Below are 25,041 nucleotides of genomic sequence, written 5' to 3'. Positions count from 1 at the left end.
AGATGCAGTTCAGGCAGCTAACACAGCCCTGTTGTTTACTGTCTGCCGTCGCCGACGCTTTTGATTCATCTTCACCCTTTCGCTTTATTTTGGGCTTTATTTCTATAAAAGGATCGTGTATGTCTCCACAGGATATTCTTGACTTCTGGTTTGAACAAACCCCTTCCGAGCAATGGTTCACCAACGATCCGCAATTTGATGCAACGATTCGCGAGCGCTTTAGCGACGTATGGCAGCAGGCCACGCGCGCCGAGCTAAGCGGCTGGCGCAGCTCTATTCGCGGACGCCTGGCCGAGATCATTGTATTGGATCAGTTCTCGCGCAACATCGGCCGCGGCACGCCCTTAGCCTTTGCTTACGACACGATGGCGCTGGTGCTGTCCCAGGAAGCATCGCGTACCACCGAATTTGCCGACCTGACGCAACAGGAAAACAATTTTTTGCTGATGCCCATGATGCATTCGGAATCGCCAGCGATTCACCAGGCAGCCGAATGCCTGTTTCGCAAATATGGTTCAGATGAATCATATCAATTCGAACTGAAACACAAGGCCATTATTGACGCTTTCGGCCGTTATCCGCATCGCAACGACATTCTGGGGCGCGAATCCACACCCGAGGAAGTTGCCTTCCTGCAGCAACCAGGCTCATCGTTTTGATGCCTACCGTCCTTTTCCGCCTGATCCCGCCCCTTGCCAGGCCCTTGCAGACCCTCGAGCCACGTCTGCCGGGATAACTGCTGCCTGTCAGATTCACTCGTGTTGTTAGTGTCATTAGGTGCCATTGAGTGCGCCCTCTCGCTTGTCTGAGCGTGTCGAAAAACTGCTCATGCTACACGAGGTGCACTCGCGCACCTATACCGCCAAGGCTTACGCAAGACTGAATTTTCCGAACTTTCACAACAGAATCAGGCCGATTGCACGCTCGATTTCAGAAAATATTTGACCGTGATTTTTTCTGTGATTATTATTAATTGACCAAGCAATTATTGCTTACCCAATTAATTGAACCTACATTATTCCAGCCAATCGGGAAACTGGGCGTTGCCGCTGGCATTGCCTGACCCCGCATCTGCCCGGCTGATCATCACGGCTATCATCTTTCATGAGCTCCAATTCAAATACAACGACGGCCACCCCCGACGCACCGTCCGCCGTTCCTGCTTCCTCCGCCCAAGGAGCAAAAGAAAAACAAAAGAAAAAACCTGCCGGCAACAAACGCAGTTTTCTGTTCAAATTGTTGTTCCTGGCGGTTGTGATCATCGCCATTATTGCGGGTGTCATGTATTTCCTGAACGGCCGCTGGTATGAAAGCACCGACGACGCCTATGTACAGGGCAATATCATTCAGATCACCCCGCAGGTTGAAGGCACCGTGGTGGGCATTTTTGCCGACGATGGCGACTTTGTACATGCCGGCGATACGCTGATCCGCCTGGACCAGACCGAGGCCGAAGTGGCCCTGAACCAGGCCAAGGCCACGTTGGCCAAAACTGTAAGAGAAGTGCGCAGCCTGTACAGCCAGGCCAGCGGCGCCAAGGCCACATCGGGCGCGCAACAGGCATTGGTGCAGGCTCAGGAATCTGCCGTCAAGGGAGCCAAAACAGCGCTGGACAAGGCAAAGGCCGACTACAGCCGTAGACAGAAGCTGGTCAAGTCCGGCGCCATTTCCGAAGAGGAAAGCGCACATGCCAGAGATGTATTTCTGCAGGCTCAAAGCCAGTATCAGTCTGCCATCAGCCAGCTTGAAGCCACGCGCAGCCAATTGACGGCATCCGAGCAGAACGCCGAGGTGAGTAACGCGCTGGTAGCCGGCATGCTGATCAACCAGCATCCCGATATCCTGGTTGCCGAATCCAAATTGAAAGCCGCCTATCTGACCTATGTGCGCAGCACGATCACGGCCCCGGCCGATGGCTATGTCGCCAAGCGTGCAGCGCAGGTCGGCCAGCGCGTCGCTGCGGGCAGCGCCATGATGGCCGTAGTCCCACTGAAAAACGCATGGATTTACGCCAACTTCAAAGAAACACAAATGAAAGACATGCGTATCGGCCAGCCGGTAAGCATTACCTCCGACCTGTACGGCGACGATGTGGTCTATGACGGCGTGATCAGCAGCCTGGGCATTGGTACGGGCAGCGCCTTCGCCCTGCTGCCGGCCCAAAACGCCACCGGCAACTGGATCAAAATCGTGCAACGAATCCCGGTACGCGTGGAGTTTGCCAAACCCGAGCAACTGGAAAAACACCCCCTGCGCATTGGCATGTCCATGTTTGTCGAAGCCGATCTGCACAACACCGAGGGCGCCGTGCTTGCCAGCGGAATCAATCCGAACAGCAAGCTGCTGACCACGATTTACGATCAGCAGGTGGCTGCGGCGGACCGATTGATATCTGACATCGTGCAGCAGAACCTGGCGACCAACGCCCCCGATAATACAAGCGCCGATGAGTAACGAAAAATCCAAGGCGACGCCGCCTGGCACGCCCGCGCAGCCGTTCGCCCCGGCCAGCCTGTGGCTGACGACCCTGGGCCTGTGCCTGGCCACCTTCATGCAGGTCCTGGATACCACGATTGCCAATGTGTCGTTGCCGACCATCGCCGGCAACCTGGGCGTCAGTTCCTCGCAGAGCACCTGGATCATTACCTCCTTTGCCGTGAGCAATGCCATCACCCTGCCGCTGACTGGCTTTCTGAGTCGGCGCTTCGGTGAGGTGCGCCTGTTCAATATCTGCACTATCCTGTTTGTGATTACGTCGTTTCTTTGCGGCATATCCACCAATATGACAGAGCTGATTGTGTTTCGTGCCTTGCAGGGTGCGGTGGCAGGCCCGATGTATCCGATCACGCAAAGCCTGCTGATTTCCATTTACCCTGCTGCCCGCCGTGGCATGGCGCTGTCCATCCTGTCCATGGTCACGGTGGTCGCGCCAGTCGCCGGTCCCATCCTGGGCGGCTGGATTACCAGCAGCTACTCGTGGGAATGGATTTTCTTTATCAATATTCCAGTGGGGCTGTTTGCCAGCTTTATTGTCTTTGTCCAGATGCGAGGCCGTCCGGTTTCGATTATTAAATCCGGCGTGGACTATATGGGCCTGATTCTGCTGATTGTGGCGGTAGGTTCGCTGCAGGTGGTGCTGGACCTGGGTAACGAGAAAGACTGGTTCGGTTCGAGCTTTATCGTGGTACTGACGATCGTGGCGGTTATTGGCACGATTGCGTTCCTGATCTGGGAGCTGACCCATCCCAATCCGATTGTGAATCTGACGCTATTTCGGCATCGCAATTTCGCCTTCGGCACCATTTCCCTTGTTTTCGGCTACTCCGCCTTCTTTGCGATCAGCTTGCTAATCCCCTTGTGGTTGCAACGCACCCTGAACTATGACTCGATGTGGTCGGGGATCGTGTCGGCGCCTATCGGTATCCTGCCGATCTTTCTGGCGCCGATCGTGGGAAAATATGCCAATCATATTGATCTGCGCGTGCTGGCGTCCCTGTCGTTCGTTGTGATGTCTTTCACCTCGTTCTGGCGCGCCGACTTCACCACCGATCTGGATTACATGCATATTGCCATGACCCAGCTGGTACTGGGCTTGGGTGTGGCGTTTTTCTTCATGCCGGTGCTGACCATTCTGCTGTCTGATCTGCGCCCCGATGAGATCGCTGCCGGCTCCGGCCTGGCGGCCTTTTTGCGGGTGCTGGGAGGCAGTTTCTCGGCGTCGATTACCACGTTCCTGTGGGACCATCGCGCTGTTATTCATCATGCCCAGCTAAACGAAAATATTAATGTCTATAATCCGACAGCGGTAGAAGCGTTAAAGCAGTATGGCGAGACCACCGAGATTGCCGCCTACAATATCAATAACCTGATTAATCAGCAAGCATTGCAGATATCATTCAACGAAGTCTTCTGGGGACTGGGCTGGCTGTTTGTACTGCTGGTCGGACTGGTCTGGCTGGCTAAACCGCCGTTCATGGCCAAGCCCGGTGCTGCCTCGGGCGCCCATTAAGGCGACCTGGCAACAACGCGGGGCGGCCATCGGCGCGCGCCCCGGATCAGCCCATATGGATCTGTTTGCCATCGACCTTGACCAGGTCCTTGGCCGTGACCACGGTGTATTTGGAATGCAGGCGGGCAGATTGTTCCGCCTGGTAATCGATGGTGCCGGCCCGCAAGTGTTCAACCTCTTCGGTCAGTTTGAATGACGTGCGGCTCATGAATGACAGACGGTCCATGATCGACTCGTAAACCTTGCCGATGACCCGCATCATGCCAACCGTGGTTTTCAGTTCACGACCGACGTATTGCATCTCGTCGATGACACACTGGCCTTTTTCCGCGCTCAGCTTCAATTGCGCCGTGTTGATATCCAGCGCAGTGCCACCGCGCAACTGCATGGCAGCGGCACTGTGGATATTGACCGAGTCGGCCGAGATATTGAGCCTGCCCGGTACACTGACCGTGGATTCATTCTGCTGCGCCTGTTCGATCACCGCAATCAGGTACACGCGCTCCCGTTCCGGGCCGCTGATAAGCACGGTGTCATCCACCTGTGGCTGCAACAGGCAACTGGCCGCGCGGCGGCAGACCCATTCATGGCCATCGCATTCAACAACAAACTCCTGCTCATCCTGCTTTTTTACAACGCCGATCAAATGCACCGGATCATAGACGGGGTAGGTTTTAGGCTGGGCAACTGAAGACATTTTTTTTCCTTTGGCGGTTGATCGTCAACGTACAGCAATTCAGACGGCAGGCCGGGTGCCCATACGGGGCTTCCAGCGGGCCAGCTCGCCGTGCTGCATGGTGGACAGCACGAGCTCGGACATCATATTGATGGAGACATGCCGGGCAAAAAACTGCTCGAGCACGGCCCCGAACAAATAGGGGCTGACACCGGAAAACGCCCCTTCATCCACTTCCAGATGAATGCGCGCACCCCTGCCAAACACAATTGGGCCCGGCACGGGCAGGCGATGATGGACGGCCTCTACCCGTACATGCCGTACGCCATTGATCTGCTTGGCAATGGCCGGATCGGCGATATTTGCATATATTTTTAACATCTCACGCAGGGTTTGTGCGCCTTTTTCTGTATCCAAATCAATCAGACTCAAATAATTGAGGCCCAGATGGCTGATCAGATGCCAGGCATAGGCGCCCTGGGCCAGTGCCGGCCGGGGGCGTGATGGCCCCCGCAGGATCTTAATGCCTTCGATGGGCGCCGACACGCGTAAGGCCAAATCGTTCTTCTGGCCAATCGGCATCAGCATGGGCAAATCGCGATTGGTGCACAGCACATCCATGCTCAGGTGCCGCAAATCCTCGGAAAACGGCGCCTGGTGTTTGTCCACAAGTGAAATAAAGACCTCGCTGCCGATATAACCGGTACGCGCGCCATTGCGTGCGGCGGTGTCTGACAACAAGCGCGGTTCCCGCCGCATGGAGTAGTAAGCACCATAATCGTCGGTATCGCTGCCCAGCGACCCGAAAAAAGGTCGAAATTCTTTTTCTGTCAGGTCGGACACGTTCGAGTAGCCCGCCACCCGCGCCGTGCTGTAAACCTCAAAATCGAGCGGTCGTGTACGATCAACGACCAGATGGTATTCGTGGGTAGTGGGCGAGATCGTGATCCGGTCGGCCTTTTTCTGGAAAAGATTAACGACCGGCGTGCAGTGCAGCGCCAGATTCTCTGCGGTCACATTGCCTTGCAGCTCGGGGATGTCTTTGTCAAACAGGAAAGTCAGCTCAAAGCTGCGGCTTTCCTGGCCGCCCGCTGCGTTGGCACTGCCTGTGGCAATGGCCGTCGGCAGCTTGAGCGCCTTTTGCATATTGTTGACGCTGAAGAACATGAAGCGCGTAGGAAAGGCAAAGTATTCCTGGATAATGCGATAGCCCTGAAAGATCCGGGCCTCGGCAGGCAGCAACGCCTGGTCGCTCTCGAAGCCTTCATGACGCACATCATTGACATTGATGCGGTTGATCCACTTGACCGGCTTTTCGGCATCATGGCACAGCACCGTAATGGTGTGTCCCATAATGAGTTCCAGCAGCCGCTGCATATGAATGTCCTGACCATTCAAATGAAATACCAACTGATCCAGTTTGAACTCGTGCAGCTTGACGCCACCCTTGATTTCCAGCCGGATGCGCAGCGAGCTGCGCACAGGCTGGTTCCGGTTATTCAGATTCATCCGCTTCAGGGGCAGATCGGGGGGAACACCTGAGAGCTCGGCAGCCGTCACCTGCAATGGCCACAGGGTCAGTGCATGACCTGTCACAAATTCGCAGGGTGTCTGCTCCGTTTTGGGAATACGGCCACGCATGACCGTACCCTTGGGCAGGACAAACCCCTTGGCCAGGCTGCCCTCGTTCATGCTGGGAGACACCTGCACCACGGCCATGGATGGAGTCGGCGCCAAATAATTCGGATAGACCACTTCGAGCAGCCGCTGGGAAAACTGCGGGAACTCGGCGTCCATTTTCATATGGATGCGCGCGGTCAGGAAACTGAAGCCTTCAAGCAAGCGTTCGACATACGGGTCTGCGACCTCGATGCCATTCATGCCCAGGCGACCCGCTATCTTGGGGTAATGATCAGCGAACTCCTTGCCCATCTCGCGGATGTAGGCAAGTTCACGGTTGTAATAATCCAGGAAGCGCTGTTCCATCAGGCAGCTCCCTGTTCCTGCAGATCCATATGGCCGCTTTCCAGATCAATATCGGTGCGGAACAGAAATTCGCGCGGATAGGGATTGCACCAAAGTTTGCCGCGAATCTCCAGACTGAGCACATTGTGATGCTCTAGCGAGGTCACTTCGCTGACACAGGCCACTTCCAGCGAGTCGGCCAGAATACGCGGTTCGAAGTGAATAATGGCTGTCTTGATGGACTGCTCCATATCAACCCAGTCGATCTCGGACATGCGTCTGCCGGCCAGCGCTTCAACACCGAAATTGACAGTTGAACTACGCACCTGGGCAAAGGCATCCAGGTCATCTACGGTTTCAATATTGACCGTGTTCAGCACCCAGCGCAAATCCCGCAGCACGGCATGGCGCAGCGTATCGTAAGTGATCATGACGCTGTCGCGGCTTTCCTTTTTCTTCAGCGGTTCGTTGTCCGTGAGGCGATCCAGCAATGCCGGCTGCAAACGGTCTTTGGCAGCGCGACGCTCGCGCATGCCGAATGCCGTCCGTTTACCTGAAATATCTTCCATATCCATATGCGACACACCTGTGACTATCTTGCTTTTGTTCTATTTCTGTTCCCGATACAGGCTGGAGGATCAGTTCAACTGTCCGTGATGAAAGGTGATGCTGCGCATATCCAACAACGCATACTCGCCCGCATCGCTCATCCACATTTTCTGACCCGTTCCGAAATAGATGTCCTGGCCGATCTGCTGCCAGTCTGTGCGACGCGAAAGATTGCTTGCGTCGTCCAGATCGGCATAATTTTTATCGGTGGGCGCCGGGTACCGCGCCGGGATCAGGCCGATCTGAGAGCGGCCACTCACAAGCGTGATTTCGGCCTGGACCCAGATCAGATCAGTCAGGCCTTCCGGTGGGATCAGGCGCAGCGACTGAATCATATCCATGGGAACCCAACCATAGCGGCCATTGGCAATGACCTCGCATACCGGGCCGAGCCGGCTGTCTCCATCGCACAGCCATTCAAATGCCACCCCCTGCTCTTGACCATTGACCACAATCGTGCCAGAGACAGCCGGCGCTACTTCCAGCGCCTGTTCACGCAGGGCCTGCGCCGTCTCGGCGTCACTGCGCAATGCCTCAAGCAACATCGCCATCCACTCAGGTGGCTGTTCAAACACCGCCGGCGTTTTCTCGCCACGAAAGACGGCTTCGCGCTCCTGTTCTGCCGTGATGGCGCCCGTATACAACACGGCCACCGGCTGGGCTTGCGCGTTCATTTCAGAGCTCAGCTTCAATTGCTCAAATGCCTTATCCCACAAACCCTTGACGGCGAGCAACTGGAACAGCCGGGCACGCAGATCGGCATCAGCCGGTTTTTTTCTTATTTGCGCCTTCACCTGATCGAGCTGCTCATCAACGCTCTTGCCATCCAGTGCCTTTATGATGCCTGTCATATCCGTTCCGTATTAAAAAATGCAATGAGCTAACAGATACCCTAGGGGGCATACCTGTTAGCTCCATTGGAGCCTGAGAAAGGCCCCCTTACTGCCAACGCGACAAAAGCGGATTAACCGACGATTTTGTTTTGTTTAACGTCATAAGCAATAACAGACTCAGCACCTTTGCCGCCCTGTTCTGTTTGCTCCCAGTACTGTTTCTTGATCCTTGCTGCCTGGAAGGCATAGTTTACCAACAGCCCTTCACCATCATGCGCACCTGTGTACTGAACAGAAGTGACCAGAACATCTTCAAGCGTAATTCTGGAGTACTCAACTTGAGTACCACCCGCTTTGCAGACGGATACTTGCACACTTGCCAGATGTTTACCGGTAGAGCAATGTTGCATTACTGCAGGTGCAGAACGGTCAACGTGAGCAACAACGTTCAGGTCGTTGAAGCTGGCTTTGCCTGTACCACCACCACCGCCGGTAGACATTGAGCCCGGTTGTGTTGCGCCCCATGCGAAAGAGCGAATGTCGCTCCAGTCTTTGTGATTGGAATCCTTGGATTCACCGGTTGTACCTTCAATTTTCATAAACATATCAACAGCCACAATTTTCTCCTAGTGAGCTAATTAATTTGATTTGCGATCAGGCAAAAAGCCTGTCTTTGCTTCACATACTACTTACTTCAAAGGCATCCTGTAATACCAGGATATCCCTTTTTGCCCGGGGTATCGCTTCGACGCCCCGGCAACCCTTTACCTGGCCATGAAGGGCCAGCGATGTTCGAAAAAATCAATTCTCATTCTGTTTCAAAGATGGCAATTTGGAAACCAGACGCAGTGACACCGTCAGGCCTTCAAGCTGGTAATGCGGGCGCAGGAAAAACTTGGCTGCATAATACCCAGGATTGTCTTCGATTTCGGTGACCTGGACTTCGGCAGCTGCCAGCGGCTTACGGGCCTTGGTTTCCTGGGACGAGTTGGCTGGATCACCATCGACATAATTCATGATCCAGTCATTGAGCCAACGTTCCATATCATCACGCTCATGGAAGGAACCAATTTTGTCGCGCACAATACACTTGAGATAATGCGCAAAGCGGCAGCAAGCAAACAGATACGGCAGGCGGGCCGACAAGCGGGCATTGGCTGTGGCATCCGGATCGTTATACTCATGAGGCTTTTGCAGCGACTGTGCGCCGATGAAGGCAGCAAAGTCAGAGTTCTTGCGATGCACCAGCGGCATGAAACCGTTTTTGGCCAGCTCGGCCTCACGACGGTCACTAATGGCGATTTCCGTCGGACATTTCATATCGACGCCACCATCGTCCGTTGGGAAGGTGTGGCAAGGCAGATCCTCGACGGCACCGCCGGACTCGACCCCGCGAATGGAAGTGCACCAGCCGTATTCCTTGAAGGAACGGTTAATGTTTGAAGCCATGGCGTAGGCCGAATTGGCCCAGGTGTAACGCTCATGCGTTGCACCGTCGGTTTCTTCCTCAAAATCAAATTCGTCGACTGGGTTGGTACGTGACCCATAAGGCAGGCGTGCCAGAAAACGCGGCATGGCCAAGCCGATGTAACGGGAGTCTTCGGACTCGCGCAAACTGCGCCAGGCAGCATATTCGGAGTTGGAGAAAATCTTGGTCAGATCACGTGGGTTGGCCAGTTCCTGCCAGGAGTCCATTTGCATGACTTCGGGCGAGGCGCCGGAGATAAACGGGCAATGTGCCGCAGCAGAGACGCGGGCCATTTCGCCCAGTAGCTCGACATCCGGAGGGCTATGATCAAAGTGATAATCACCAACTATACAACCCATAGGTTCACCACCGAACTGACCGTATTCTTCTTCGTAAATCCGTTTGAAAATCGGACTCTGGTCCCAGCCGACGCCTTTGTAGCGCTTGAGGGTGCGACCCAATTCTTTCTTGGTGATACACATAACCCGGATTTTCAGCAGCTCGTCGGTTTCCGAATTATTCACCAGATAATGCAGACCACGCCAGGCGCCTTCAAGCTTCTGGAACTCCTCATTGTGCATGATCAGGTTGATCTGCTCGGACAGCTTGTGATCAATCTCCGCAATAATCGCCTGGATGGTCGAATAGGCATCGGAAGACATCGTGACAGTGTTGGCCAGTGCCTGTTCGGCCAGCGTGCGCACCGCGTTTTCGACCGCTTCGCGGGCCTGATCAGTCTTGGGCTTGAATTCTCTTTTCAGTAATGAAGCGAGACCATCGGACTGCATTCCTTCCAACTGTACCGCTTCTTTCTGTACGCTCGTGCTCATTTGGCTCTTCCTGTTACTTGCTGGTATCGTCTGCGTCGGATGCAGGCTTGTCGGCCTCAGGGGCAGATGTATCCTTGTTCGGTGCAGCAGCCAGCGTTTTCATCAAGGCAGGATTCTTCAGCACTTTGCTGATAAGTTCTTCTGCACCGGTCTTGCCGTCCATATAGGTCAGCAGGTTGGCCAGCTCAGTACGCGCCTGCAGCAGTTCATTAAGTGCGTCCACCTTGCGCGCCACTTGTGCCGGTGAAAAATCGTCGATGCTGTCAAAGCTCATATCCACACTGAGCACACCGTCGCCCGTCAGGGTGTTGGGCACCTGAAACGTCACGCGCGGCTTGATGCCCTTCATGCGTTCATCGAAATTATCGATGTCTACGTCAAGGAATTTGCGGTCATTGATATCGGCCTGCGGCACTTCGGATTTACCGGCAAGATCAGCCATCACGCCCATGACAAATGGCAACTGAATGGTTCTTTCAGCACCATAGATTTCAACGTCATACTCAATCTGCACACGAGGAGCGCGGTTTCGTGCAATGAACTTCTGGCCGCTTCTGCGTGACGACATTCGTGTAGCCATTCTTTTACTCTCCAACTCTTGGCCGGCTGAACCGGCGGATCATATTTATCTAAATCTGTCTACTCTTCGCGAGGCAGCCAGTTTTCAAACTGCTCGGCATTACCAGGGGTGAGGTTTTTCAGCATTTCATGAAAATTAAGGGGAATGGTCTGCTGAACCCGTCGAATCAGGAACGGAGCTGGGTGGCTCGGTTCATGAATTTCAAAATAACTGCTGACTTTTTCCAGTGCAACCATTGCCTCGTCGCGCGTTTTGATTTGTACTTCCGTCCATGACACCGACCTTTCTACCGTTTGCTGTGGTGCGGTTGCGATATCACCGGCGACCGGTTCAACCATACCTTGCCCGCCATTGTTGTCTGAACCCGTGTTATCGGACTGTTCCGCTTGCAAAGTTGCCGAAGCACCTAATGCATTTGTAATCAGCTCAAAACTTCGCAACAGCGTTTGCACGGACGGCGCCCACTCTGTGCCAAGCTTTTCGGTGACCAGCTCTACGATACTCTGCAGGCTAGTTGCTGCACTTGCCAATCCGACCATTTCCGGTGCACCCGCAATGGTGGCCTGGTTCAGCGTTTCCACCAAGCGAGCCCGGCCACCAGGAAACAGATCGGCGCGCGACCCTTCCATGATGGATTCAGCATCGCGCAACGACAACTGGCCGTGCGCGCCGGTGAGCAGGTTGGCGCTGCGTACGCTTCGTCCCACACCTTGCATGTCTGCCAGGGAGTTCAAGGCGTTGATGCGTGGCAACGGATCTTCGTAATCATCTTCGACCAGCAGCGGATAAACGCCCGCCCAGCATTTTTGCAGGGCATTGTGCGCCAACCGGACACCGCTGGCATAACCGACGAGACCATTTTGTGACGTCCATACGCAGGTCAGCGCGTGGATCACGCGCAAATCGCAGGTTCTGTCACAAAGCGCAAGCGCTTGCTTTTCAACCTGGTTCCAATCCGGAGCCTGAGCATCAATAATCGTATCGCCAAACTGTTGTTCGGGCTTTTCTACAACTGCCTGCTGCAATGCCAGGAAAGCGGCATCGTACTCCAGATTTTCACCACCGTTGTCTTCGCTAAACGCAGAGAACAATTCATCAAATGTTTTCATGTACCCCGGCTATCCTAAACATGCATTATGAAACGTGTGTGACGTTTGCTCTTCACACAAGTTGCGCATTTCGCTACACGTTACACATTAAAATTCATATTGAGAGTAGTGGAAACCCTAGCGATTCGTTTAAATGCCAGTTGAAATCTTACAAAAGTTATCTTTCATCAACAGATTTCAGTCTTAATACAATTACGCCCATTAAACTTAAAAACACTTTATTACATATGCACACAAAGTATTTTTGAGCTTTTTCGATTTACTTTGGCGATGATCCTGCATTTTGCGCCGCATTTGCCACACTCAGCCATGTACTATTGCAACATTTACATTACGCAACACGCGCGTGGCCTGTTGCGCTGCCCCCTCCTAGCGTACGTTCTGTGGCAGCCACAGCACCAGGTCCGGAAGCCAGTAAATAATCATCACGCCCACGATCATCAGAAAGAACATTGGCATTGATACTCTGGCGATATAGGGCAGTTCCTTTTTGGTCATACCCGACAAAACGAAGAGGTTAAATCCCACTGGCGGCGTTATCTGTGCCATTTCAATAACGAAAATCAGGAAGATACCGAACCACACCAGATCAATACCTGCCGCCTGCACAGTCGGCAACAACACGCCGATGGTGAGGACCACCATTGAGATCCCATCCAGAAAGCAGCCCAATATAATAAAGAACACCATAAGGGCCATCACCAGGCCAAACTGCGACAACCCCAGGGAGGCAATCCATTCGGCCAGCGCGCGTGGTAGCCCGATGTAGCCCATTGCCAGCGTGAGGAACTGCGCGCCCGCCAGAATCAGCGCGATCATGCAATACAGTCGTGTGGCGCCCAGCAGCGATTCCTTGAATGTTGCCCAGCTCATGGAACCCTGGACACTCGATAGAATGAGGGAGCCCACAACGCCCACAGCGGCCGCTTCCGTGGCGGTCGCAATCCCGGTATAGATGGAGCCGAGCACGGCCACAATCAGCAGCACTACCGGTATCAGATAACGGGACTCGGCGATTTTCTGCCGAAATGTCATTGTGTTCTGCTCAGACGGAATGGCCCCGGGATGAAGCAATGACCACACAATGATGTAACCCATGAACAAACCAGCCAGCAAAATGCCGGGCACCACACCTGCAATAAACAGCCGGGAGATGGACACGTTGGCGGCAACGCCATACACAATCATAATAATGGAGGGCGGAATAAGCAGACCGAGCGTACCGGCGCCCGCCAGCGTACCCAGCACCTGATCATCGGGATAACCACGACGCTTGAGCTCAGGAATTGTCATTTTGCCGATAGTGGCACAGGTCGCTGCCGATGACCCCGAGACGGCGGCGAAAATGGCGCAGCCAATAATATTGGTATGCAGCAGTTTGCCCGGCAACCGGTTCAGCCACGGAGCCAGGCCCCGAAACAGATCGGTAGAGAGCCGGGAACGAAACAGAATCTCACCCATCCATAAAAACAGCGGCAACGCTGTGAGCGTCCAGCTTGAGGAAGCGCCCCAGATAGTGAGCGACATGGCATCGCCTGCCGGCCTTGATGAGAACAGCGCCATGGTCAGCCAGGCGCAACCGGACAAAGTCAGGCCGACCCAGACCCCCGCCCCCAGAAAGCCGAAGATGGAAACCAGCAGGACAATAATGACAAGTGACTCATTCATAATGCTTTCCGCGCAGTATGCGCATGATTGGCCGGCGATGTTGCCCGGCACGGATTACCGAAAGAAAGAGGTCCTGACCAGGGATCAGGTCTGCATCGACACAGGTTCTTCCTCTGTGCGCGAGTAGCCTTTTTTGAGCGAACAGATGAACTCATCCACAATCGCAATACAAAATAGCAGGCAGCCAGCGGCCATACCCAATTGCGGTATCCACAAGGGTGTAGCATCTTCTCCGGTAGACAGGTCGTGATAGCTATAGGAATCCATGACCAGCTTGATACTGAACCAGGCCAGCGCACCCGATAGCACGATCGCAACCACAAGTGTGAACAGGTTCAGATAGTGCCGCGCGCGCGGCTTGAGCGCAGCCAAAACCAGCGTGACGCGGATATGTTCATTATTGCGAAAAGTACTGGCCAGCGCCAAAAATCCTGCCGCAGCCATGGAGTAACCGGCATAGGCATCAAGCCCCGGGAAATTGGTTCCCATTTGCCGGATGATGATAGACCAGAGCACAAATACCAGGATGCCGATCATGAACAGCCCGGCAAGCCAGGCGGCGCCTTCATAGACACAGTTGAGCAAACGTCTCATTTTGATTTGTAGTCGTTTAGCAGTTTCTCACCGTCTGCACCCGCTTTCTTGGTCCAATCGGCAATCATGCCCTCGCCGATTTTGGTCAGACCGGCAATCAGCTCACTGGAGGGTTTGACAATTTCCACGCCGTTCTTGACCAACTGCTCGTTGTACCATTTGGTTTTTTCCTGCGACAATGCCCAGCCGGTTTTTTCAGCTTCGGCCGCGGCATCCAGCAATGCCTTGCGCTCTTTGTCATCCAGTGCATCAAAGGCCCTTTTATTGACGATCAACGCATTTTTGGGTAACCAGGCCTGCGTATCGTAGAGCTTTTTCAGGTACTCATAGGTCTTGGTATCGTAACCCGTAGAGCCCGATGACATATATGAATCGACCACGCCGGTGGCCAGTGCCTGGGACAGTTCCGCTTGCTGAATAGTAACCGGATGGGCGCCCACTTCCTGTGCAATTTTGGAAGTAACCGGGCTGTACGCACGCCATTTCAGACCTTTCATGTCTTCAATCGAATTGAGCGCCTTATTGGTATAGATCCCTTGCGGTGGCCAGGCCACGGAATACAACAGCTTCATACCCTGGGATTCCAGTTTCTTTTCCAGATAAGGCTTCTGGGCCTGGTATAGTTTCCAGGCCTGTTCATAGCCTGTGGCCAAAAACGGCAGGCCATCCAATTCATAAATAGGATCTTCGTTGGCGAAGTTGCTAAGCAGGATTTCACCGGCCTGAGCCTGGTTACCTTGCACTGCCCGCTTGATTTCCGGCGCCTTGAACAATGATGCGTTGGAGTGAACATTAATTTTGAATTCGCCGCCCGTGGCATCGGACACGGCCTTGACAAATTTCATGGTAATTTCAGTATGGAAATTGGAATCCGGGTAAGCCGTGGGCAGGTCCCATTGCGTGGCAGCTGAAGCATTCACACTGAACAGAGCGGCAGCAAGCGCGGTCAGAACCAGAGCATTATTTTTCATGGGTGCATCCTTCAATGGCAGAATTACGCGGCCGCAGATGCAATCGACTCATCGACAAAATCTGGCGGACTGGCAGTTACGGTTATATCAGCCTCATGGCTGTCATATTTCAGAGAATATAAGATTTTTGCCGCAAGGGCACGAGAAGATTTTCAGGCAAAGGGAAAACACTGATAGAGTCTGCACCGAAATCGGGCGCTATTCGGGCATGCATGCCCGAAGCCCGTGCGGCATATTGACCGGCTCACGGGCAATTTACCGAAACGATCATCCCATGCAACCCGTGCATCTTGGCTTCATCCGCATTTCTGTTTAAGCCCGCTTCATGTTTTGCCGCACCCGCGACTTGCTGCATCGCTTCATGTGCGGCCTGATATGCCCGTTCGGGACGACAGTGCCCTTTGCTGCAGTGATACGCGCCACCATGCAGGCAGGTTTCTGAAGTGAGCGAGGCATGCATTGGTTTATGCAGTTCAAACGTGACCGGCAAAATCACTGGCATGATTTGTGCTGATACACTTGCATGACGCCCGTTTAGAAAAATGACGCGCGCAATTTTCAGAACCCGTATTTTTATCAGAGACAGGCAGGACGTAAAACATGAGCAAGTGGCAATTCTGGGTAGACCGTGGAGGCACCTTCACCGACATCGTCGCAATCACTCCGCAAAAAACCTTACTGACCAGAAAATTGCTCTCGGACAATCCCGATCATTATGAAGATGCAGCGATTGAGGCAATACGCGATCTTCTTGGCGTTACCAAGGGCGATCCGATCCCGGTGCAAAACATCGACTGCGTCAAAATGGGGACCACGGTTGCCACCAATGCACTACTGGAGCGCAAAGGCGAACGTGTTGTTTTTTTGACAACCGGTGGCTTTGCCGATGCCCTGCGGATTGCGTATCAGAATCGCCCGCGATTGTTCGACCGTCATGTCGTGCTGCCCGAGATGCTTTATGAGCTGGTGCTGGAAGCCGACGAACGGATCGACGCAGCCGGCCAAGTGATCACAGCAATGGACCAACAGGCGCTGCGCGCGCAACTGCAGGCCGCATACGAAAAGGGCTTGCGCAGTATTGCAATTGTATTTATGCATGCCTGGCGCAACCCGGCTCACGAGCAGCAGGCTGCACAACTGGCCCAGGAGATTGGATTCACGCAGATCTCTGCCTCGCACGACGTCAGTCCGCTGATTAAGTTTGTGTCGCGCGGAGACACTACGGTAGTGGATGCCTATCTGTCGCCAATCCTGCGGCGCTACGTGGATCGCGTCGCCACGCAATTGCCTGGCGTCAATCTGATGTTCATGCAGTCTTCGGGCGGCCTGTCGGACGCGCATCGCTTCCGCGGCAAAGACGCCATTTTGTCAGGCCCGGCCGGCGGCATCGTGGGGATGGCGCGCAGCAGCCAACAAGCGGGTTACAAGAAAATAATCGGCTTTGACATGGGTGGCACCTCGACCGATGTGTCGCATTTTTCCGGCGTTTACGAACGCGACTACGAAACCTCTGTGGCCGGCGTGCGCATGCGCACGCCCATGATGCGTATCCATACGGTGGCCGCAGGCGGCGGCTCCATTCTGCATTTTGACGGCGCGCGCTTGCGTGTCGGGCCGGATTCGGCAGGCGCCAACCCCGGCCCCGCTTCTTATCGCAAGCAGGGGCCCCTGACCATTACCGATTGCAATGTCATGCTGGGCAAAATCCAGCCGGATTACTTTCCAGCGGTATTCGGCGCGAACGGCAATGAGCCGCTGGATGCACAGGTTGTGACCGAAAAGTTCGGTTTGCTAAGCATTCAGGTTAGCCAGGCTACCGGCCGGCAGGTGAGCGCCGAGGAGATGGCCGCAGGCTTTCTGGCCATTGGCGTACAAAACATGGCCGAAGCAATCAAACGAATTTCCGTACAGCAAGGCCATGATGTCACGCGCTATACGCTCACCACGTTCGGCGGCGCTGGTGGCCAGCACGCCTGCCTGGTTGCCGATGCGCTTGGCATGACAACTGTGTTCGCCCATCCATTGGGTGGCGTGCTGTCAGCCTACGGCATGGGTTTGGCCGATCAGGTGGCCATTCGCCAGCAGACCGTGGAAAAGCCGTTACAAGACAGCCTGATCCCGGAACTGGAGCAATTACGCGGCCAGTTAGGCGAGACGGCCAGCGCAGAATTGTTGACACGGCTGACCACCGGCATGCAGATCGTGCTGAACACCCGCGCGCAATTGAAATACCAAGGCACCGACAGCGCCCTGGAAGTGGACTTTGCCAATGCCCAAGAGATGCTTGCTGCATTCAATGAACAATACCGCCAGCGGTATTCGTTTCTGATCGAAGATCGCCCATTGGTTGTCGAATCCTTGCTGGTTGAAGCGGTGATTGCCGGCACCCGGATTGATGAGGCGATTATTACCAGGCGCGATGACAGTGCGCCTGTGGCGGATGCACGTCGTCAAATGTACAGCAACGGCGCCTGGCATGACACACCGGTATTTCGGCGGCAAGCGCTGCAGGCAGGTGACGTTGTCGCCGGCCCGGCGATTATTTCCGAAGCTAACCAGACCACGATTGTTGAAGCGGGTTGGTCAGCAACCCTCAATAGCAAGGATCATCTGATTCTGACGCGTACCGTCCCCCTGCGCAATGCGCTGGCGGTCTCCACGGATGCCGACCCGGTGATGCTTGAAGTATTCAATAATCTGTTTATGTCGATTGCCGACCAGATGGGCTTGAGTCTGCAGAATACTGCCTATTCGGTCAATATCAAGGAACGGCTGGATTTTTCCTGCGCCATTTTCGATGACCAGGGCAATCTGATTGCCAATGCGCCGCATATGCCGGTCCATCTGGGCTCCATGAGCGAATCGATCAAGACGGTCATGCGGGAAAATGCCGGAAATATGCACCCGGGCGATGCCTATGTGGTGAACGACCCCTATCACGGCGGCACTCATTTGCCGGATATCACGGTTATCACACCCGTGTTTGATCGCGACCAAAAGCAGATCATTTTTTATGTCGGTTCGCGCGGTCACCACGCCGATGTCGGCGGGCTCACGCCCGGCTCAATGCCGCCGGATTCGACGACCATTGACGAAGAAGGCGTGCTTTTCACCAATTTCCAGCTGGTGCGCAACGGTCGGTTCCGTGAACGGGAAGCGCGAGACATTCTGATGTCAGGTAAGTATCCGGCTCGCAACCCCGACCAGAACCTGGCCGATCTGCAGGCACAGATCGCTGCCAATCAAAAGGGCGTCAGGGAACTGCATGCCATGTGCGAGACGTTTGGACTGGAGGTAGTGCAAGCCTATATGCAGCATGTCCAGGATAATGCCGAGGCGTCGGTGCGGCGCGTGATCCCTTTGCTGCGTGACGGCAGCTACACCTACAAGCTGGACAATGGCGCAGTAATACAGGTAGCGATCAGGATTCATGACGATCGTCAATCGGTGACTGTGGACTTTACCGGCTCATCTGCACAACTGACCAATAACTTCAATGCACCGGCCTCCATCGCCGTGGCCGCCGTGCTTTATGTCTTCCGTACGCTGGTAAACGATGAGATCCCGCTCAATGCCGGTTGCCTTAAGCCTATCAATATTGTGATACCGCCGGCGTCCATGCTCAACCCCGAGCCGCCCGCTTCCGTGGTGGCCGGCAATGTGGAAACATCCATGTGCATCGTCAACGCCCTGTATGGCGCACTGGGAGTGCTGGCGGCCAGCCAGGGCACCATGAACAACTTCACTTTTGGCAATGCACGCTACCAGTATTACGAAACCGTCTCTGGCGGCACCGGCGCCGGCCCCGTGAACCTGGACTCGGATGACGAAGGCTTTGACGGTACATCGCTGGTGCAGGCGCATATGACCAACTCCCGGCTCACCGACCCCGAAGTGCTGGAGCTGCGTTTTCCGGTACGTCTTGAATCCTATGCCATTCGTCACGGTTCTGGCGGTAAGGGCAAATGGCACGGAGGCGATGGCGGCGTCAGGCGCATGCGTTTTCTGGAATCGATGACCGCCGCCATTCTTTCCAATAATCGCAAATACGCGCCCTTCGGCCTCAAGGGTGGAGAGCCTGGCCAGACAGGCCGGAACTATATCGAGCGGGCCGATGGTTCTGTGACGGAACTGGGCCCGCAGGATAGCGCCAATCTGCTGCCGGGAGATATATTCGTGATTGAAACACCGGGCGGCGGTGGCTACGGTCAGGCACAATGATGGTCCTGATGCTGTCCTAATGCAGCCCGACGCAAGCCCAAGAACCCGGCACGGTTGTGCCGGCCGCCAATGGGCTGCTGCGGCTGCACAAAAGACCGGTTATTCAACTTGCCCAACCGACACTGGGCAACAGTACCGCTCGCGCGTTCAAATGATCTTAGCGCCACAATCAGCCATTCCGCCGTGCAAAACGCCCAACGAACCAACATCGGGCAGATGAAACCAGTTCATTCATATTTCATTTGTATTGGTCCTGGAAGCGGATACACTATGCGGAAGGGGTGTCCACCCGGACACCCGACAGTAATACGACATAACGATAAAAACACGCATCCAAAGGAGACATGCTATGACATCCACTTCCCATACGGTCACACCGATCCGGTCCCTGGCGCTGGCGACCCTTGCTGCCTGCTGTGTCGCCAGCGCAGCGCACGCAGCCGGTTATCCCGAACGCCCTGTTACCCTGATTGTGCCCTTCCCGCCTGCCGGCACGACCGATCTGATCGCCCGGCATGTTGCCCAGGCACTGGAAAAGGAGCTGGGCCAGACCATTGTGGTTGAGAACCGGGCCGGCGCCGGCGGCAATGTAGGCATGGGTGCGCTGGCACGTGCGAAGGCTGATGGCTATACGATAGGTTTGGGAACCGTGGGCACGCAAACCATCAATCAGTTTCTTTACAAGGATATGCCTTTTGATCCGCAAAAGGATTTTCTACCCATCGCACTGGCGGGAACCACGCCCAATGTGATTGCTGTGAATGCCAAATCAGATATTAAATCGCTGAAGGACCTGATCGCCAAGGCCAAAGCAGCCAAGGACAAGCCGCTGAGTTATGCATCGCCTGGCGTGGGTTCTTCCGTACATCTGACTGGCGCGTATCTTGAGGATGCCGCTGGCATCAGTATGCTTCACGTGCCTTTCAAGGGCGTTTCAGGCTCCATGCCGGCGCTCATCGGTGGGCAAGTGGATATACTTATGGACAATCTTCCCAGCACACTTTCGCAGGTAAAAGATGGTAAAAATGTGCGGGGCATTGCGGTGACCGGCGCACAGCGAGATCCATCGGTGCCGGATATTCCAACAGTGGCCGAATCTGGTCTTCCTGGGTTTGACGTAAGCGCGTGGTTTGCCCTTTACGCGCCTGCCGGCACGCCGCCCGGAGCAATGGAAACACTGACGGCGGCGGCAAAAAAAGTGCTGGCTTCAGACGATCTGAAGCAAAAGCTGCAACAGACCAGCACACGGCCGGGTACGCTTTTCGGTAACGATCTGGTTGCCTTCGAGAAGAAGGAACGCGAGCGCTGGAGCAAGCTGATCAACGACAAGCATATTCAATCTAAATAAATATCCAGTCCAAATAATTTTATTGTTAACCCGTTCCGTGCGCGGAACATAGTTGAAAAAGGTTTATAGATTCATGAACGGAGCAGACAGTCTTTGCGATACCTTGCTGGAAAACGATATTGATGTATGTTTTGCCAACCCCGGCACCTCGGAAATGCATTTTGTAGCAGCGCTGGATCGCAAACCGCAGATGCGCTGCGTACTGGGTGTGTTCGAAGGCGTGGTGACAGGCGCCGCCGACGGTTATGCACGGATGGCTGACAAGCCAGCAGCGACGCTGCTGCATTGCGGGCCGGGCATGGCCAACGGCCTGGCCAACATGCACAATGCCAGGCGCGCCCATACCCCCATGATCAATGTCGTGGGCGATCACGCCAGTTATCATTTGCAATATGACGCACCGCTGACCAGTGATATTGAAAGCCTGGCCACACCGATGTCCGATTGGGTAAGGCGTATTGCGTCGGCCGACGATGTATCGGGCGCAGCTGCGGCGGCCATCAGTGCGGCAAACAGCGGCTATGGTGCAGTTACCACGCTGATTCTACCGGCCGATGCCGCATGGACGGAAACATCGACGCCCATACAAAAGGCGACACCGGCCAAGCGCACTCAAGTTAGTCCCCAGGCCCTGCAAGCAGCAACCGAAGCGCTCAATAACGGTCGTAATACAGTGATCCTGCTGTCTGGCAAAGCACTGCGCAGCAAAGCGCTGGAGACCGCGGCCCGGATTGCCGAGCGTACCGGCGCGCGGCTGATGGCGCAGCAGTCCAACGGTCGTATTGAGCGGGGCGCAGGGCGTGTGAAGATAGAACGTGTGCCGTTCAGCGTTGATCTTGCTCTCAAAGCGCTACAAGATACCGAACAGTTGATTCTGGTGGGCGCGAAAACGCCCGTTGCCTTTTTTGCATACCCGGGCAAGCCTGGCGAACTGGTTCCGGAAAATTGCAAACGTATTGAACTGACGCAGCCGGACGATGATCTGCCCGACGCTCTGGAAGCCCTGGCTGATGCCGTAGGCGCAACCAACACGCCCATCAGCCTGCTGGCAGAGCGAATCGATATCGGCCTGCCGACCGGGACGCTGGACGCGGCTGCCGTGATTCAGGCGATTGGCAGCCTGCTGCCCGAGAACGCGATTATTTGCGATGAGTCTGTTACCTCGGGAAGAGATTCGTTCAAATCAACCTTTGGCTCGGCGCCACACGATTTTCTGCAGATCACAGGCGGTGCCATCGGGATCGGAATTCCTATGGCCACCGGCGCAGCTGTTGCCTGCCCGGATCGCAAAGTCGTGCTGATGCAGGCTGACGGCAGTGGCATGTATACCCTGCAGGCCCTGTGGACACAGGCCCGCGAACAACTGGATGTGGTCACTGTTATTTTTGCAAATCGCAGTTATGCGATATTGCATAATGAATTCAAACAGGTTGGCGCCGGCGCGCCCGGCCGCAATGCTCATCGCATGCTGGATCTGGACAATCCCGCATTTGATTGGGTGCACATGGCCAACGCGGCCGGCGTTGAAGCTGCCCGGGTGACCACGACGGCAGCCTTATCCGATGTGCTGCGCAGCGCCATGGCGCGCAAGGGGCCGTTTCTGATTGAAGCGGTTATCTGATCCAGAGCCCGGTGAGCGCAGCTGGGATGCTGCTGCGCTCACCACATATGTGTATTGCCTTTACTGTGATTTTCGGCCTGAGGATTTAGCCGGTAAGGCACCCAGCAGATCATCTATCTGTGTTTGCACTTCACTCATTTGAATACGCATGAATTTAAGAAACTGCTTGGAACTTTCCGAAAATAGTTTATCTGTACGAAACAGCAGGATCGCGCGAAACTCAACATCGAATGCGGCTCGTTTGATGACCAACCCGCTGTCGGCATAGCCTATCGCGGTGACCGGATTGGCAACGCCGATGCCCACCCCTTGCCTGGCCAGTTCACATACGGTTTGCGAATAAGGCGTTTCAATAATACGCCTGGGCACCACGTTGGCGTTCTGTAGCAGGGCATCCAGGCGAATGCGACTACTGTCTTCGGCGTTGAGTGCGATGAAATCCATATCCTGAAGATCGGTAAGCGCAATGACCTGCTTATTGTTCAGCGGATGGTCTTTGCGCATGACGACCACGGATTGGGTTCTGTAGAACAGCGAGTGCTCCAGGCCGGCCAGCGACATTTCATCTGCCATTAAACCAAAATCGGCCTGCCCTGAAGTCACATGCGCATGCACATCTTTGGAACTCATGATTTGCAATGAGATAAAAGTCTCGGGAAAGCGATGACGAAAGGACGCGACAACGTGCGGCAGAAAGCTAAAGCCCAGTGCAGGGTACACGGCAGCGATCAGCCGGTCGGCGCCACCGGACTTCAGGCTGCGAACGCGATGTTCTATTGCCTGCATTCCGATAAAATGCCGCTCTATGTCATTGAGCAGTATTTGGGCTTCGCGGGTGGGCACCAGGCGTCCGCGGATTCGTTCGAACAAGCACAGATCTGCAGAGGTTTCCAGCTTACGCAGTGATTGGCTGACTGCCGATTGCGAAATGCCCAGCAAAGCAGCGGTCTTGCTGGCCGTCCCGGACACCATGACCGAGCGGAAAATTTCGATGTCCCGGGCGTTCATACGCAGCTCCTGGAAGGAAAATGATCGCTGCCGGCAGTATGCACACAGACGTGAGCGGCCAGCTCAAACAGGCTAGGCCAGCCGCCCCACTACGAATTGCTAATGGTCAGGCTAGTCCACCTGTCCAAGAAACTGGGTAATGCGCGAATTGCCCAGATCGCTGAAAAAGCGTTTGGCCGGGCAGTTTTCCAGTATGGAACCCTGCTCCATGAAGATTATACGGTTTGCGACACTTTTGGCAAACCTGACCTCATGGGTGACAACAATCATGGTCATGCCATCATGGGCCAATGCCCGCATGACCTGAAGCACGTCGTCACGCAATTCGGGATCAAGCGCAGAAGTCGGCTCATCAAACAGGATAACCTCGGGATCCATCGCCAACCCCCTGGCAATGGCAACCCGCTGCTTTTGCCCGCCCGACAAATGGGCCGGATATTCATTTGCCTTTTGCGCCAGACCGACGCGCTCGAGCAGTTGCATGCCTTTGGCCGTTGCCGGCGCTTTGGCCATGCCCTGAACACTGATCAGGCCCTCGATGACGTTTGCAATTGCCGTCATGTGTGGGAACAGATTGAAAGACTGAAAGACCATGGCCGATTTTCTGCGTATCTGCTGGATCTCATGCTTTTGCCTGCCTGTATAGTGCTGTTTGGGCTCCACTGTTACGCGAATCCCAGCGATCTGGACCATGCCACTGTCCGGTTGCTCCAGAAAGTTCAGGGATCGCAACAACGTGGTCTTGCCTGAACCCGAGGGCCCCATGATAACGACCACCTCTCCCTTATCGACGTCCAGATCAACACTATGCAAAACTCGCGTCCCCGCGTAACTTTTGCAAATGGCGCGTGCCCGTACTGCGTTTGTAAGTTCTGATGTCATCGAATATGCCTCGCACACCGTTGCTCCAGATAAGTCTGAAGGATTGTCAATATTTGGTTGATGATCCAGTAAATGGCGCCAACCATCAAAAACATCTCCATGTAGCGGAACGTAGCCGCGCCTACCTGGTCAGCCACCCTGGTCAACTCCACCACCGTGACCGTAGATGCAAGCGAAGTGTCCTTGACCAGCGCGATCAGGCGACTGCCTACCGTGGGAATGGCAATAACCAGGCCTTGCGGCAAGATAATCCGCTGCATCAGCTTGCGATAACTCAATCCCATGGACAGCCCTGCCTCCCACTGCCCCTTGTCCACGGCATTGATACCGGAGCGAAAGTTTTCACTCAGATAGGAAGCGGAAAACAGCGTCAGGGCAATAATGGCGGAGGGCACAGGTTCAAGAACAATACCTATGCGCGGCAGACCAAAATAGATGAGCAGCAGTTGCACCAATAACGGCGTCCCGCGAAAAATGGACACATAAACGAATGCCGCATAGCGCAGTACTCTGAATGACGAGATCCGTGCCAGCGCAATAAACAGACCGAGTATGCAACCCAGGATGAAAGAGCTGGCCGATAGCAACAATGTCAAAAGCAGTGCGTTTTGCAGGAGCGGCAAGGCTCGCATGAACAGCTCTAGCATGG

Annotated in this window: 21 protein-coding genes; 6 read left to right on the top strand and 15 right to left on the bottom strand. The window is 54.8% G+C overall.

Annotated features, from left to right (window positions below):
• Nucleotides 1–119: 119 nt before the first annotated feature.
• The 3 genes from EV681_RS12895 to EV681_RS12885 all read left to right on the top strand — a co-directional run bounded on the left by EV681_RS12895 (nucleotide 120) and on the right by EV681_RS12885 (nucleotide 4,009).
• Nucleotides 120–659 (top strand): DUF924 family protein, encoded by a 540-nt coding sequence (locus tag EV681_RS12895; RefSeq protein WP_128393096.1) that lies wholly within the window; start codon nucleotides 120–122, stop codon nucleotides 657–659.
• A gap of 445 nt (nucleotides 660–1,104) precedes the next feature.
• Entirely contained in the window at nucleotides 1,105–2,454 is a 1,350-nt protein-coding gene (locus EV681_RS12890) for an HlyD/EmrA/EmrK family protein (protein WP_128393097.1), read from the top strand.
• Nucleotides 2,447–4,009, top strand: a complete 1,563-nt coding sequence (locus EV681_RS12885) for a DHA2 family efflux MFS transporter permease subunit (protein WP_128393098.1) — start codon at nucleotides 2,447–2,449, stop codon at nucleotides 4,007–4,009. The genes EV681_RS12890 and EV681_RS12885 overlap by 8 nt, the downstream gene beginning before the upstream one ends.
• Nucleotides 4,010–4,055: 46 nt before the next feature.
• Here EV681_RS12885 and EV681_RS12880 read toward each other — a convergent pair whose 3' ends face one another.
• The 12 genes from EV681_RS12880 to EV681_RS12825 all read right to left on the bottom strand — a co-directional run bounded on the left by EV681_RS12880 (nucleotide 4,056) and on the right by EV681_RS12825 (nucleotide 15,814).
• Nucleotides 4,056–4,706, bottom strand: coding sequence for a DUF3540 domain-containing protein (locus EV681_RS12880; protein ID WP_130304204.1), 651 nt, complete (start codon nucleotides 4,704–4,706; stop codon nucleotides 4,056–4,058).
• A gap of 39 nt (nucleotides 4,707–4,745) precedes the next feature.
• Nucleotides 4,746–6,671 carry a type VI secretion system baseplate subunit TssF gene (gene tssF, locus EV681_RS12875; RefSeq protein ID WP_128393100.1) on the bottom strand — a complete coding sequence of 642 codons (1,926 nt, stop codon included), beginning with the start codon at nucleotides 6,669–6,671 and terminating at the stop codon, nucleotides 4,746–4,748.
• Entirely contained in the window at nucleotides 6,671–7,225 is a 555-nt protein-coding gene (gene tssE, locus EV681_RS12870; protein ID WP_128393101.1) for a type VI secretion system baseplate subunit TssE, read from the bottom strand. The genes tssF and tssE overlap by 1 nt, the downstream gene beginning before the upstream one ends.
• Nucleotides 7,226–7,288: 63 nt before the next feature.
• The gene (locus tag EV681_RS12865) at nucleotides 7,289–8,110 is read right to left on the bottom strand and encodes a type VI secretion system accessory protein TagJ (RefSeq protein ID WP_130304203.1); all 822 of its coding nucleotides are present in this window, start codon (nucleotides 8,108–8,110) and stop codon (nucleotides 7,289–7,291) included.
• A gap of 113 nt (nucleotides 8,111–8,223) precedes the next feature.
• On the bottom strand, nucleotides 8,224–8,709 hold the full coding sequence (locus EV681_RS12860) for an Hcp family type VI secretion system effector (protein ID WP_128393103.1): 486 nt from the start codon (nucleotides 8,707–8,709) through the stop codon (nucleotides 8,224–8,226).
• A 184-nt stretch (nucleotides 8,710–8,893) separates the two neighbouring features.
• A complete protein-coding gene (gene tssC, locus EV681_RS12855) occupies nucleotides 8,894–10,390 on the bottom strand; it encodes a type VI secretion system contractile sheath large subunit (protein WP_130304202.1) in 1,497 nt (498 codons plus the stop codon).
• A 13-nt stretch (nucleotides 10,391–10,403) separates the two neighbouring features.
• Nucleotides 10,404–10,970, bottom strand: a complete 567-nt coding sequence (gene tssB / locus EV681_RS12850) for a type VI secretion system contractile sheath small subunit (RefSeq protein ID WP_128393105.1) — start codon at nucleotides 10,968–10,970, stop codon at nucleotides 10,404–10,406.
• 59 nt (nucleotides 10,971–11,029) lie between these two features.
• Complete coding sequence (gene tssA / locus EV681_RS12845; protein WP_130304201.1) at nucleotides 11,030–12,079, bottom strand: type VI secretion system protein TssA; 1,050 nt, start codon at nucleotides 12,077–12,079, stop codon at nucleotides 11,030–11,032.
• 369 nt (nucleotides 12,080–12,448) lie between these two features.
• Complete coding sequence (locus EV681_RS12840) at nucleotides 12,449–13,747, bottom strand: TRAP transporter large permease (protein WP_128393107.1); 1,299 nt, start codon at nucleotides 13,745–13,747, stop codon at nucleotides 12,449–12,451.
• Nucleotides 13,748–13,831: 84 nt separating this feature from the next.
• Nucleotides 13,832–14,341, bottom strand: coding sequence for a TRAP transporter small permease (locus tag EV681_RS12835; protein ID WP_128393108.1), 510 nt, complete (start codon nucleotides 14,339–14,341; stop codon nucleotides 13,832–13,834).
• Nucleotides 14,338–15,312 carry a TRAP transporter substrate-binding protein gene (locus EV681_RS12830; protein ID WP_128393109.1) on the bottom strand — a complete coding sequence of 325 codons (975 nt, stop codon included), beginning with the start codon at nucleotides 15,310–15,312 and terminating at the stop codon, nucleotides 14,338–14,340. The genes EV681_RS12835 and EV681_RS12830 overlap by 4 nt, the downstream gene beginning before the upstream one ends.
• Before the next feature lie 244 nt (nucleotides 15,313–15,556).
• Nucleotides 15,557–15,814, bottom strand: coding sequence for a hypothetical protein (locus EV681_RS12825; protein WP_130304200.1), 258 nt, complete (start codon nucleotides 15,812–15,814; stop codon nucleotides 15,557–15,559).
• 98 nt (nucleotides 15,815–15,912) lie between these two features.
• On the opposite strand from EV681_RS12825, the gene EV681_RS12820 reads away from it, so the two are divergent.
• From EV681_RS12820 to EV681_RS12810, 3 genes are all read left to right on the top strand, one after another.
• On the top strand, nucleotides 15,913–19,533 hold the full coding sequence (locus EV681_RS12820; protein ID WP_130304199.1) for a hydantoinase B/oxoprolinase family protein: 3,621 nt from the start codon (nucleotides 15,913–15,915) through the stop codon (nucleotides 19,531–19,533).
• Between the two features lie 349 nt (nucleotides 19,534–19,882).
• Nucleotides 19,883–20,881, top strand: a complete 999-nt coding sequence (locus EV681_RS12815; protein WP_128393112.1) for a Bug family tripartite tricarboxylate transporter substrate binding protein — start codon at nucleotides 19,883–19,885, stop codon at nucleotides 20,879–20,881.
• Between the two features lie 73 nt (nucleotides 20,882–20,954).
• A complete protein-coding gene (locus EV681_RS12810; RefSeq protein WP_130304198.1) occupies nucleotides 20,955–22,502 on the top strand; it encodes an acetolactate synthase large subunit in 1,548 nt (515 codons plus the stop codon).
• Nucleotides 22,503–22,562: 60 nt separating this feature from the next.
• On the opposite strand, the gene EV681_RS12805 is transcribed toward EV681_RS12810, so the two are convergent.
• From EV681_RS12805 to EV681_RS12795, 3 genes are all read right to left on the bottom strand, one after another.
• Entirely contained in the window at nucleotides 22,563–23,510 is a 948-nt protein-coding gene (locus EV681_RS12805; RefSeq protein WP_128393114.1) for a LysR substrate-binding domain-containing protein, read from the bottom strand.
• 111 nt (nucleotides 23,511–23,621) lie between these two features.
• Nucleotides 23,622–24,392, bottom strand: a complete 771-nt coding sequence (locus EV681_RS12800; RefSeq protein WP_130304197.1) for an amino acid ABC transporter ATP-binding protein — start codon at nucleotides 24,390–24,392, stop codon at nucleotides 23,622–23,624.
• Nucleotides 24,389–25,039, bottom strand: a complete 651-nt coding sequence (locus EV681_RS12795; RefSeq protein ID WP_128393116.1) for an amino acid ABC transporter permease — start codon at nucleotides 25,037–25,039, stop codon at nucleotides 24,389–24,391. Before EV681_RS12795 ends, EV681_RS12800 begins: the two co-directional genes overlap by 4 nt.
• Between the last annotated feature and the right edge of the window lie 2 nt (nucleotides 25,040–25,041).

The sequence above is a fragment of the Advenella incenata genome (genome assembly GCF_004217095.1).
In the GTDB taxonomy this organism is placed as follows: Bacteria; Pseudomonadota; Gammaproteobacteria; order Burkholderiales; family Burkholderiaceae_B; genus Advenella; species Advenella incenata.
Note: the sequence above shows the minus strand (reverse complement) of the source record. Positions and strands in the feature narration are given on the sequence as shown.

Bases quoted from the DNA above. Each gene is read 5' to 3' on its own strand.
- tssA (WP_130304201.1), bottom strand. From the start codon at position 12,079: ATGAAAACATTTGATGAATTGTTCTCTGCGTTTAGCGAAGACAACGGT.
- EV681_RS12885 (WP_128393098.1), top strand. From the start codon at position 2,447: ATGAGTAACGAAAAATCCAAGGCGACGCCGCCTGGCACGCCCGCGCAG.
- EV681_RS12880 (WP_130304204.1), bottom strand. From the start codon at position 4,706: ATGTCTTCAGTTGCCCAGCCTAAAACCTACCCCGTCTATGATCCGGTG.
- EV681_RS12890 (WP_128393097.1), top strand. From the start codon at position 1,105: ATGAGCTCCAATTCAAATACAACGACGGCCACCCCCGACGCACCGTCC.
- EV681_RS12840 (WP_128393107.1), bottom strand. From the start codon at position 13,747: ATGAATGAGTCACTTGTCATTATTGTCCTGCTGGTTTCCATCTTCGGC.
- EV681_RS12810 (WP_130304198.1), top strand. From the start codon at position 20,955: ATGAACGGAGCAGACAGTCTTTGCGATACCTTGCTGGAAAACGATATT.
- EV681_RS12835 (WP_128393108.1), bottom strand. From the start codon at position 14,341: ATGAGACGTTTGCTCAACTGTGTCTATGAAGGCGCCGCCTGGCTTGCC.
- tssF (WP_128393100.1), bottom strand. From the start codon at position 6,671: ATGGAACAGCGCTTCCTGGATTATTACAACCGTGAACTTGCCTACATC.
- tssE (WP_128393101.1), bottom strand. From the start codon at position 7,225: ATGGATATGGAAGATATTTCAGGTAAACGGACGGCATTCGGCATGCGC.
- EV681_RS12895 (WP_128393096.1), top strand. From the start codon at position 120: ATGTCTCCACAGGATATTCTTGACTTCTGGTTTGAACAAACCCCTTCC.
- EV681_RS12815 (WP_128393112.1), top strand. From the start codon at position 19,883: ATGACATCCACTTCCCATACGGTCACACCGATCCGGTCCCTGGCGCTG.
- EV681_RS12805 (WP_128393114.1), bottom strand. From the start codon at position 23,510: ATGAACGCCCGGGACATCGAAATTTTCCGCTCGGTCATGGTGTCCGGG.
- EV681_RS12820 (WP_130304199.1), top strand. From the start codon at position 15,913: ATGAGCAAGTGGCAATTCTGGGTAGACCGTGGAGGCACCTTCACCGAC.
- EV681_RS12830 (WP_128393109.1), bottom strand. From the start codon at position 15,312: ATGAAAAATAATGCTCTGGTTCTGACCGCGCTTGCTGCCGCTCTGTTC.
- EV681_RS12800 (WP_130304197.1), bottom strand. From the start codon at position 24,392: ATGACATCAGAACTTACAAACGCAGTACGGGCACGCGCCATTTGCAAA.
- EV681_RS12795 (WP_128393116.1), bottom strand. From the start codon at position 25,039: ATGCTAGAGCTGTTCATGCGAGCCTTGCCGCTCCTGCAAAACGCACTG.
- EV681_RS12825 (WP_130304200.1), bottom strand. From the start codon at position 15,814: ATGCCAGTGATTTTGCCGGTCACGTTTGAACTGCATAAACCAATGCAT.
- EV681_RS12865 (WP_130304203.1), bottom strand. From the start codon at position 8,110: ATGACAGGCATCATAAAGGCACTGGATGGCAAGAGCGTTGATGAGCAG.
- tssB (WP_128393105.1), bottom strand. From the start codon at position 10,970: ATGGCTACACGAATGTCGTCACGCAGAAGCGGCCAGAAGTTCATTGCA.
- tssC (WP_130304202.1), bottom strand. From the start codon at position 10,390: ATGAGCACGAGCGTACAGAAAGAAGCGGTACAGTTGGAAGGAATGCAG.